General features: G+C 51.5%; 7 protein-coding genes. All 7 read right to left on the bottom strand.

Features of this window, described 5'->3' with window-relative positions:
• Nucleotides 1-86 precede the first annotated feature (86 nt).
• The gene (locus EFBL_RS16115; protein ID WP_096183110.1) at nucleotides 87-2,069 is read right to left on the bottom strand and encodes a heme lyase CcmF/NrfE family subunit; all 1,983 of its coding nucleotides are present in this window, start codon (nucleotides 2,067-2,069) and stop codon (nucleotides 87-89) included.
• Nucleotides 2,070-2,094: 25 nt separating this feature from the next.
• Nucleotides 2,095-2,541, bottom strand: coding sequence for a cytochrome c maturation protein CcmE (locus tag EFBL_RS16110; RefSeq protein ID WP_096183108.1), 447 nt, complete (start codon nucleotides 2,539-2,541; stop codon nucleotides 2,095-2,097).
• Between the two features lie 136 nt (nucleotides 2,542-2,677).
• Complete coding sequence (locus EFBL_RS16105) at nucleotides 2,678-3,763, bottom strand: radical SAM/SPASM domain-containing protein (RefSeq protein ID WP_096183107.1); 1,086 nt, start codon at nucleotides 3,761-3,763, stop codon at nucleotides 2,678-2,680.
• Between the two features lie 135 nt (nucleotides 3,764-3,898).
• Entirely contained in the window at nucleotides 3,899-7,744 is a 3,846-nt protein-coding gene (locus EFBL_RS16100; protein ID WP_165912473.1) for a cytochrome c3 family protein, read from the bottom strand.
• Between the two features lie 12 nt (nucleotides 7,745-7,756).
• The gene (locus EFBL_RS16095) at nucleotides 7,757-8,707 is read right to left on the bottom strand and encodes a fibronectin type III domain-containing protein (RefSeq protein WP_096183103.1); all 951 of its coding nucleotides are present in this window, start codon (nucleotides 8,705-8,707) and stop codon (nucleotides 7,757-7,759) included.
• Between the two features lie 24 nt (nucleotides 8,708-8,731).
• On the bottom strand, nucleotides 8,732-9,622 hold the full coding sequence (locus tag EFBL_RS16090; protein ID WP_096183101.1) for a 6-bladed beta-propeller: 891 nt from the start codon (nucleotides 9,620-9,622) through the stop codon (nucleotides 8,732-8,734).
• A gap of 12 nt (nucleotides 9,623-9,634) precedes the next feature.
• A partial coding sequence (locus tag EFBL_RS16085) for a cytochrome c3 family protein (protein WP_275539560.1) occupies nucleotides 9,635-10,934 on the bottom strand: 1,300 nt, incomplete at its 5' end.

The raw sequence follows: 10,934 nt of genomic DNA, 5'->3' as shown, positions 1-10,934 counted from the left end.
GGCCGCAGCCGCAATAACAGAGGAACTGTTCGACAAACGCCTTGTACTCGGGTGCATTGCGATCGATTTTTCCTTCACCCGCCACCCTAGGACACCTTCCTTTCGACACCTGTGTACTTGGGAACCACGTTGCCAAACCTTCCCTTCCAGATGGCGAAGAGCGAACCGATGACTACAATAATGCCGCCTGTCCATATCCATTTGACCAGCGGATTGACCTTGATGGAGAAGGTCGCCCTGCCATCCGGCTCCCAAGCGCTTAGCGCCACGTAGAGATCTTCCTTGAACGTACTGATCAAACCCACTTCGGTGGAGGGTTCCGGCCAATTTCCGTAGAAGACTTTCTCCGCCCGGATGACTCCGACAGCCTGCCCGTTTTTGCTTACCGCCAGATCGGCAAATACGATATCGTTGATTCCCTCGGAGCGCTGGGCCAAGCTTTCATAAGTAAGGGTATATCCCGCGATTTCGATTGTTTCCCCTTGCTTGACTGTTTTCGCCAAGTCGGACTCAAAGTTGTTGGATCCGATGATGCCTATCGCAATCATGGCAATGCCAAAATGCACAATATAGCCGCCGTATCTTCTTTTGTTGCGGATCATCAACCGCCAGGCGGCGACAGGTACCGTTTCCTGCGTCATCTTTCGTCTGGCACGAATGCCGCGATAAAACTCCTGAATATGGGTCAGGAACAGGAATCCCACTACCGAGAAAGATACAAGAGCCCAGATCTTGGTCATTCCCATGGCAACAAGTGCCAGGAACAGGACAACCGTCAAAGCCAACGGAATCAAGAAGTTGTCCCGGAAATTCTTCAGGGAAGAACGCTGCCAGGCAATCAGCGGACAAACAGCCATCACAAACAGAAGAGCCAGCATGATCGGAGCATTCACCTGGTTGAAGAACGGAGCTCCCACTGTCACCTTGGTTCCCCGAACCGCTTCGGAAATCAAGGGAAAATTGGTTCCCCAGAATACGGAAAAGGCGGCTCCCACCAGGATCAGATTGTTAAGCAGAAAACTGCTTTCCTTCGACAGCAGGGATTCAAACTGTCCCGAATCCCGCCGCAGCAGATGATAGCGGCTCATCAGCACATACAAGCCACCAATTACAGCGATGCCCATATATAACAGGAAGTAGGTTCCCAGATTGCTGTTGCTGAATGCATGGACGGAAGTGAGCACGCCGCTTCGCACAAGAAAGGTTCCAAACAGGGTCAACGCATAGGAAATAATGATCAGGCTGACGTTCCAGACTTTCAGCATGTTCTTCCGCTCCTGGATCATCACGGAATGAAGAAATGCGGTCGCGGTCAGCCATGGCATGAAAGACGCATTCTCCACCGGATCCCAGGCCCAGTAACCACCCCAGCCCAATTCCACATACGCCCACTGCGCTCCCAGCAGGTTCCCCAGTGTCAGGAACAGCCATGCCACAATCGTCCAGCGGCGGGTCACCTTGATCCAGAAATCGTCAATGTTCTTCAGGAGGAGGGCAGCCATTGCAAAGGCAAAGGGAACCGACAGTCCCACATATCCCAGATACAAGGTAACGGGGTGCAACATCATGCCCGGGTTTTGCAGCATGGGATTCAACCCGTTGCCTTCCAGGGGAACCTCATCCAGCAGCACGAACGGCTTTGCCACAAACGCCAGAATAAACATGAAGAAGACGGTGTTTGCCGTCAATATCATCCCTACATAAGGAACCATCGGATTCCCTCGAAGCATTCGGGAATTCATAATCATGACATTGTAGAGTGCGAGAAAAAAGGTCCACAGCAAGAGCGAACCCGCATTGCCCGCCCATAGGGCCGCCAGCTTGTAGACCAGCGGCAGTTCCGTGCTTGTATAGTTTTTGACGTACTCAAACTGAAACTGGCTTGTGCCCAGAAGGTACAGAAGAAGCGCCATCGAAATGGCGGTAACGAGAAAGACTGAGAGAATCGCTCCTTTTCCGCTGTCTACCAGTTGCTGGTTCTGTTTTTTGACACCGATCAGCATAATGACCAGTGAGTAGATGGATAGCGCCAATCCCAGATAGATTGCGGAGTTTCCCAAGAGCGCCATTTGAAATCACCTGCTTGTTCGTTATTTACTGCTTGTTGTCTTTGTTTTTTTTCAGGTCTTCGTGCAGTTTCGGGTCATATTCCTGACCTTCATACTTGGATGGGCAGCGGGTTTTGACCCGTTCCGCAACGAACGTTTTGCTGGCCGCATCATATTGTCCCTCGACAATCACAATGGTCCCTTCGGAGAAAGTGTCCGGCTTGACTCCTTGATAGACAACCGCCAGGGGGTCCTTGTTTTCATCCTCAATGGTAAACCGGAGTTCCACTTTGTCCGCATTCCACTTGACCGATTCTTCCACAAGATTTCCCTGCAAAGAGAGAAACTCGTTTTGGAATTTATTCGGGTTCTTCACAACATCCCCTATCGTAACTTCCATGCCGGTTGAACCGGGCGTTGCCCAAAACAACAAAAAGATGACCGATATGACAATGACAAGCGAACCCATCAAAACCTTTGCGTTCTTTTTCATTCTCAGCCCTCCGGTATATAAGTCACTTTGAGTATAAAACTGGAACGATTGACGGGATATCGGGGGATTCCCTTAAACCCCCTACGGGAATTCCCTATTCAAAAAATGTTCATGTTTGACGGAAAAGAAGTAGCCGTCAAAGGCTACTTCTTCTCGTAGGGTGATAGGTACAATAAGGTTCCGCCTCCATGATGTTGCCCGTATGGGAGAAAGCACGGGCCCTGCAGCCGGAACAGACGTTTACATATTCGCAGATACCGCATTTTCCTTTCAACTGCTCAACCGATCTGAGTTGTCTGAACAAAGGGGAATTGTCCCAGATGTCACGAAAGTTTTGTTTTTTTAGGTTTCCTGCCGATAAGGGCAAATACCCGCAAGGCTGCACCATTCCTTTGTGAGAAATAAAGCAGACTCCGGTACCTGCCAGGCATCCCTTGGTAACGGCAGACATCCCGTGGGATTGTCTTGTGACCCGCAGCCCTTTCCGTTTGGCCTGCTGGCGCATGATCCGATAATAATGGGGGGCACAGGTTGCCTTAATTTCGTAATTCACCGCTTGCGATTTATCGTAAAACCAGGTCAGGATTTCCTCATATCTTTCGGCCGACAACAGCTGGTCATCCGCAATCTGAACACCGCAACCGACAGGAACCAACATGAACAGGTGCAGGGCTACTGCTTTTTTTTCCCTGGCCAGTTCAAACAACTGTTCCAGTTCGTGCTCGTTGTGTTTCGTAATCGTGGTGTTGAACTGGACAGGGACTCCCTCTTCCTGCAAATGCCTTGCCCCACGCAAGGCTGCATGAAAGGAACCGGGTATTCCCCGAAAGGAATCGTGGATGGTCTCGCTTGCTCCGTCCAGGCTGATGGATACACGTTTAATTCCCGCCATACGGATCCGGCTGGCAGTCCATTTGTCAATCAGTGTCCCGTTTGAAGCCAGCGCAACATGCATTCCTTTATCCGCCGCGTACCTGGCAATGCCAAAAATGTCCGGCCTGTATAGCGGTTCCCCGCCAGTCAGAATCAGAATCGGTTTTGCAACCTCTGAGATCTGGTCGATGATTTGAAATACTTCGTCGGTTGACAACTCGTCCCTGGAACGTTCAGGTTGTGCGGATGCCCGGCAGTGAATGCATTTCAAATTACACCCCTCGGTCAGTTCCCAAAATATGAGACGTGGTACATAGGAATGGTTAGCTTCGTTGGTGTGGTGTATCATTTCCTGCCCCCCTTTCTTCAAGTGAAAAAAATCACTCTCTGATTCCACTATAATGAAAGGAAATAAACCGTACTATTACCCGTTCTTGTCATTTTTCCGCCCTGCTGTAGCACTTTTGCACTAGTGCAACCTATTCTACTTCCACCAGAAACCGTCGTTGCCCGTGTCTCTGTAATGGGTGCCGTTCCCGTTTTTGTAAGCGTCGGGCCGGTTGTTCAGCAGCCAGGACTCGGTCTTCCAGTTGTCCTTCAATGCCCAATTGTCCGCATTTCCCGAATTGCGCAGCGCCCCGCCGTACCCAAAAGATCTGTGCGATCTGCCATGACAGTTCAGACTGCAAGTGCCTCCGTTCGTCAGTCCCCCAGCACCGTCCCGGAAATATTGTTTTCCTGTGATTTCCGACCCTAGTGCAGGAAACCCGACCCGATGGTTGACCTTGCCGTTCGGATTCTCGCCGCTTGTCGCTCCGTGCGGACGGTGACAGTTTTTGCAGCTGGCCCGGACCTTCGTGTCGGTCAGATGGAAATCGTGATAATTGCCTCTGCCCGGATATCCCCATAGAGACGCCCCTTTCGTCCGAAGCTTGTTTTCATCGTGACAGTCAAAACAGAGGGCAAAGTCGCTCGGATTATAGGAATAGTTCTGCCAATTTGCTGTATTCACTCGATACGGCAGCCGCAGATAGTTTGGGTACGGGGAACCGTGCGGATTGTGGCACACCTGGCAGTCAAACTGGGCATGCCCCCTTGCTTCATTTATGTCTTTGCCATCCCAGGCGTTTTGGTTCGATTCGGTTGCCCAATCGGAATAGCCGAAGGTTATCGGCTGCTGGTGGCACTGGTAGCAAAACTCCTTGCCATTCTTGTCGATGGCAGCCGGCAAAGGATCCGTTTTCCAGCTGATCTGTGTACGCAGCAGCGGTTTCAGGCTGGAACCGTGTTTTTCGTGGCAAGCGACGCATTTGATGCCCGTTCCGGTGTCCTGACGGTCTGTCGTGGCTCCGTTGTACCACTTGTACTCATCCATTTTGCTGGAATTGTGCCCGAAATTATTGTTTGGAAAGTAGGTTTGGTGGTCGGTGCGGTATTCGTTTACCGTAATTTTGATCGGGCTGGTGGCTGATTTTCTCACTTCCACCTGAGTCTGAACCAACCGATGATTTCCAGTTTTATCATAATCGTCCAGATACCCCATCGACTCGTCCGGACTTGCGGTCTTGCCGTGACAATTCCAGCAGAATTCCTTCCCGGAGTTGTCGATGACACCGGTCTTGTTTGCGCTGCTCAACAGCCGGTTCCAGTGTTTGCTCACGCCAGTATCCAAATCCTTTCCGGCGTCATGCGGGTTGTGGCAGTTGGAACAGTTTATCTGCACCCCTTCCTCGGAACTTGCCGAATACACCGGGTGATGGCTTGACTTGGCGGTGGGAGAACCAAACTGCTGCCCAATGTTAAAGATGCTGCCGTTCCCTGTCGCTCCCGTCCCGTCGTGGCAGGTATAGCAGACTTGAAAGACCTGCTTCTGGTTCAACAACCGTGGACGTTCCCCGGTATGGGAATTGTGACAATTCTTACAGCCCTCGGTGTTGTCCACATAATTGCCGTGTGGCTTTGTATACTGCGATATACCGGTGGTGAAATACCAGATGTGTGTTTGCTCCAACGAAAGGCCTGCCTTGTTCCTGATTGTGTTTTCCATCGTCACTTTATATTTTGTGTTGGTTGACAGGCTGGACGGATTGAATCGAATCTCTTTCGGATTGCTTAGATTGAACGTGCCCGCAATGTGCGAATTCAGCGGATCACCGTCTTTAACAACATAAAAAGATGCGTCATTCACGGTAGCCGGATCGATCTCGTCGTCAAACCGCACGAAGATGGCTTCCCCTGTACCAATGCCGGATGACCCGTCATAGGGCTTTTTTAACAGCACTTTGGGCGGTGTAACGTCCTGCAGTGTTGTCACGGACAGCGGCGGTGACGTCGGGTCGGACGGATTGCCGGAAGTGTCAAAGGCGATCAGTTGAAAGGAATAGTTGACATTCGGGTTCAAGCCGTCCACAACTCCGGTTGTGGAGGGATGTTTCAGCGTTTTTTTCGTGACAAAGGTATTGCCCTCCAACATTTGGATTTCATACCGGTCCACTTGCACGTTATCCGTTGATGGCCCCCAACTGAACTCCACATAGCTTTCTGCAATCGTTTCCGCTTTGAAAGCGGTTGGAGCAGTGGGTTTTTGTGTATCTGCTGCAGGAGTGGTCACCGAATACACATTGCTGCCCTGCGAATAATTGCCTGCACTGTCTTTCGCCATCACCCGGAAGGAATACGATCGGGCCGGGGCAAGTCCCGTATTCACTTCAAAAGATGGTACGGTGGTTGTTCCAATGTTTACGTAAGTAACCCCATCATCGCTCTTCCACACCACATACTGGCTTAAGTCGGAGGAAGGGGATGCTGTCCATACCAGATTGATCTTGCTTGCAGACACCAAATCGCTGGTCAAATCGGTTGCCGGATTTGGCGGCGTTGTATCGGCAGCAGCGGCCGTTGTAAATTGGACCGGGTTGCTCCTTGCCGACTCCGCCCCTTGGTTGTCAATGGCTGCGACTTTGTAATAATAGGTTTGCCCCGGTGCCGTATCCGGATCGGTAAAGCTGTTGGAAAAACTTGTGGCAAGCGTTACATAATTGGCATCCACATCTCCATTCACGCTTCTCAGAATCTTGTACCCTACAAAGTCAGACTCCGTATTGCCTGACCAGGACAGGCTGATCTTTGCATTGTCACTTGTTGATGGTGCGTTTAATGCGGGAGTTGCAGGAACCGGGTTTGGGAATTCCAGTTTCACATTATCCACTTCCAATGTGGTGGTATCGCTCCCCCGGTCAGAGGTTGCCAAATCCCCGCGAAAACGAAGCTGATAATTTCCGGCGGTCGGAAATGTAATGTTGATACTGGCAACTCCGGCCTGGTTTTGATATTCCGTCAACTCGGACCAAACCTGTGTCCAGGAACCCGCATTCACTTCCTTGTAATATACGTAGAGATCGTGGTTCTGCCCTTGTCCCGACCGATTGTCCGCGTTTGACCAGGCTTTGTACCAATCAAAAGTCAGAGTGGCTGTTTGTCCCGCTTCCGCCGATGTGATATTGATTGCATAGGAAGATAGGAGATCGGCATTGGCTGTTGCGTTTGCAAGCTGATTTCCCGATCGGTACCAACGGGCTTTCCCCGTATTAAATGTCAGCCAGTTGACATTATTGTTGGTCCATTCCGCCGCACCGGCAAAATCCTCGTTCAGCTTCACACCGGAGATGCCAGCGGTTGTGGCCGCAGAAAAGGTATTGGAATTGACCGACCGGTTTCCTTTCCTGTCAACAGACACCACATGGTAACTGTAGCTCGTGCTTGCAGACACCCCCACATCCCTGTATGAAAGGACTGTCCCGTCCGTAACGCCGATTTTTACCCCATTTCGGAATATTTCATAATGGTGAATGTCATTCGCATTTGCCGGTTGCTCCCAACTGATTTCAATCCAATTGGGCCCCTGGATGGAGGACTGGATCGTTACCGGGGAAGGATTTGTCATATCCGTTGTCCAAACCGTCAGTGCGTTGCTAAGAGCAGATTCGGTCCCGTTGATAAGCGAAGTGATCTCATAGTGGTACAACACATTTTCTGCAATAGTTGCATCGGTGTATGAAACGGCCGTCCCATCCTGGATCGTCGCGATCAGCTTGTGAAATTCGCCGGGCTGATCGGTGGTCCGGTAGATTTTGTAACCCGTCGCGTTTGCTACCGCATTCCAATTTAATTGCAATTGGTTTCCGCTCAATTGGGCGGAACCCGTCCAGACAGGAGCCTGTGCATAGACCAGATTCAGCGGCACAAAGGGGCCGCTCACCAAAAACATCAAAGCAAAGACCAACAGGTATTTGAAATAGTTTCTCCGTCTCCCTTTCATGGTCCCAATCATGGGCATCATCCCCTATTCCTGCAAGCTGACAGAGAAAGGCAAAGGTTCGGAAGCTACGTTAAACCGGTCATCCGGTGTGTCGATGGTGACAATCCTTGTGAACAGCGACTCGTTTCCCGTAGTGTCGACCGCTTGAACCTTATATTGATATTGGATGCCGGGACCCAGCCCCTGATGGACGAACCGTGTCTTATCGGTTACTTCGATCAGGATGAAATCGTTGCCTTCCCGGCTGATGTATACGTTATAATGGGACACACCCCGGTTATCCGAAGAAGGGCTCCAGACCAGATGGATCTGGTTGGCTGCTGCCGCTTTCCCCTTGATGACCGCCGGAACAGTCGGTGGTATTGTATCCAACGATTCCACCCGTATGGAAACGGGATCTGACAGATTTCCCGCCGCATCATATGCGCGTAATGTATACACATAGGTATTGTTGGGTTCCACTGATGTATCGGAGTAGAACGTGCCGCCCGGAACATCTGCAATCTGCTGTCCGTCCCGGTAAAGGACGTATCCGACAGCGTCCGCAACGCTTCTCCAATTCAGATCGATCACCGTGGCCCGAGTCACCGGTTCCGCATCGAATCCGACAGGAGGATCCGGAGGGATCAGATCCGGTGGAGGAGCGGTTGGTTCTGTCGTTACCGGTGCCGCATCGGAAGGTACTGGGGGTTCCGATGCTGGAGTCTCAGTCGGTGCTGTTGGTAACGGTGCAGGATCAGTTGGTGCAGCCGGTTCCTGCCCCGGATCAGTCGATGTCGAGTCAACGGGTGAAGAAGGTATTTGCCCTCCTTCGTCTGGAGTCGAGTAGACATCTCCCGTTACTGTATTTGCCCGTATCTCCCTGATAAAAACCGATTCAATCGTCAGTCCGGCCAAATTGGCTGTGAAGAAAGATACCAAACCGACACTCATCCACGTAATCCATTTTGGTTTCCTGTTCCCACTCGCTTTCATGTGAATCCTCTCCTTGTCATAGCCTTACCTGCTATAGACAAACACCTGGTTGCCGCCCCGATCGGCGATATAGATTTTGCCTTGCGCCACATAAACGTCGTTTGGAAAGTGAAACGTTCCTTCACCCCGCCCGATTTGATCAATCAGATTGCCGTCTGTATCAAGCACAAAGATTTTATGCAATAAGCTGTCCGCCACATAAAGTGTGGAACCTGAATATGACAATCCCTTGGGCAATCCCGCCCCTTTGGGCAGTCCGATTGTTTTCAGATGGTTCCCGCTGTTTGAAAACACCTGGATTCTGTTATTCTGGGAATCTGCCACATAGATGGTCCCGCCATCCGGTGAGGTTGCAATCCCGTTGGCGTACCTGAGTTTTCCGGCCGTCTCTCCCGGTTCCCCAAACTCGCGGACCAAATCGCCTTTTTCCGTAAAGATCTTGATGGTATGGCTCTCCACATCCGTAACGTATACTTGTCCTTTATCGTCAATGGCCAATGCTGCCGGCTTAATCCGTTGATTTTTCGGAAATGCAAACCGAAATTCCCCGTTTTTTGAAAAAACCTGGATCCGTCCATTGTGAAAATCGGCCACATACAGATCCCCGTTTTTGTTCAGAGCAACATCTACCGGATAATTGAACTCCCCTTCGCCAGTTCCGCCTCTGCCAAGCAGGGTAAGGAACTTCCCCTTCTGATCGAATACCGCAATCTGGTGCTGTCCTGCATTGGCCACATAAATCCGCTTCCCGTCAGAAACGACCCCCATCGGCGAATCGAGTTTCACCGATTCATTTCCTTTGATTCGCAATTCCTGGGCGGAGGTTGTGCCCGACAGGAGAGGCAGACTCAGCCCGGCGGTCATAATCGCCACGACGAACAGAAGAAGGAACCCCCACTTGATTGTTGTGTTCACGGCCAACCCCTCCTATCGCTTGTGGCAATTCTGGCAAACTCCCATGTTGTCCATTCGCTTCAGTTTGCTTTCGCCGGTAAACCCGTCCACCGTTTTGGTCCCATGGGCGTAATGACAGGTAAGACAGAACACCTTGGCAGGATTGGCCTGCGAGTTGATTCCCGGCGGATGAACGGTTGTTGATTGAACAGCCCCCGTATCTTCAAACGTGAACGTTCCACCGCCCGGATTATCCGTAAAAGCGAAACGGCTCTTCTGGGTTTCACTGTCAGCAACCAGATTATAAGCTGTTAAGCCTGTTGGGGGAGTGGCGCTCGGACCTGCGCGATAAACGGAATATTTCAAGGCATTCGCGACCGAGTCCCATTGCAGTGTGACTTTGCCGTTGGCGGGTACACCGCTGACCGTCTTGACATGCCCCTGGTGGGACTCCCCTTCCGCGTTGGCAGCCGTGACGATATAATAGTACGTACCCGCTGAGAGAGACCCTCCAGTCGATATCTGATTCTGCACCGGCTTCGGATAGGCTCCCGACGGCACTCCCTCCGTCGGCAAGTTGGTAAAGAGTGTCGGATCAAACTTGGCCGACTTGGGGATGTCCCCGTCGTCCGCCGTGCGGGTTCCCCCGTTTAACATCACGCCAATCGGGTGACGGTATTTCGTTTTGTCGATCGCACCCGCTTCCCTGTTGTAGTATACATAATCGGTATGGCAGGAACTGCAGAAATTCGCCGTCCCGCTTTTATAGGAAACCGTTTCTTTGTTTGTAATCGGGTTTACCGATACACTGGCCTGAACGTCCACATTGGTCCTGCCATTGACCGTGGTCCGCAACAGACGGTGGTTAGGCGTTCCGTGGGGATTGTGGCAGCTTGTGCATACCAGCATGAAAGACTGGCCGTTGCCGCCAGGCGGCGCGTTTACTTCCTCAATCAAGTGTTTGGAGGTAAAACCTGCCGAACTGCTGAACCCACCGGCTGCATTATCGACAATGGTCCCCGCGTTCGGACCGGTGGCGATATAGGTTTTCCCGTTCTTGACATCATATTTGCTGCCCCGTCCATCATGGCACAAGAAGCAAGTGTCCCGTTTGGTGGCTGCCCGCAAGAGGGTGGCCGATTTCCCCCTGTGCAACTGATGGCAGTAACCGCATGCCTTTGTGTCGGATGTGAAAGAGCCATGGGGCGCATTGGCCGTTTCAGGGCCGGAATTTGTCAAATGAGTGCCGTCGTGGGCCGCTCTGGAAGAAGGAGCAAAAGCCAGGAGCAGCAACAGGAATCCCAGGATGCCGATCAGCCATCTGAATCCCTTC

Source organism: Effusibacillus lacus (genome assembly GCF_002335525.1).
Classification (GTDB): Bacteria; Bacillota; Bacilli; order Tumebacillales; family Effusibacillaceae; genus Effusibacillus; species Effusibacillus lacus.
Note: the sequence above shows the minus strand (reverse complement) of the source record. Positions and strands in the feature narration are given on the sequence as shown.

What these genes read in the sequence shown, in the direction of transcription:
- EFBL_RS16115 (WP_096183110.1), bottom strand. Translation starts at nt 2,069, where the DNA reads ATGGCGCTCTTGGGAAACTCCGCAATCTATCTGGGATTGGCGCTATCC.
- EFBL_RS16110 (WP_096183108.1), bottom strand. Translation starts at nt 2,541, where the DNA reads ATGAAAAAGAACGCAAAGGTTTTGATGGGTTCGCTTGTCATTGTCATA.
- EFBL_RS16105 (WP_096183107.1), bottom strand. Translation starts at nt 3,763, where the DNA reads ATGATACACCACACCAACGAAGCTAACCATTCCTATGTACCACGTCTC.
- EFBL_RS16100 (WP_165912473.1), bottom strand. Translation starts at nt 7,744, where the DNA reads ATGATTGGGACCATGAAAGGGAGACGGAGAAACTATTTCAAATACCTG.
- EFBL_RS16095 (WP_096183103.1), bottom strand. Translation starts at nt 8,707, where the DNA reads ATGAAAGCGAGTGGGAACAGGAAACCAAAATGGATTACGTGGATGAGT.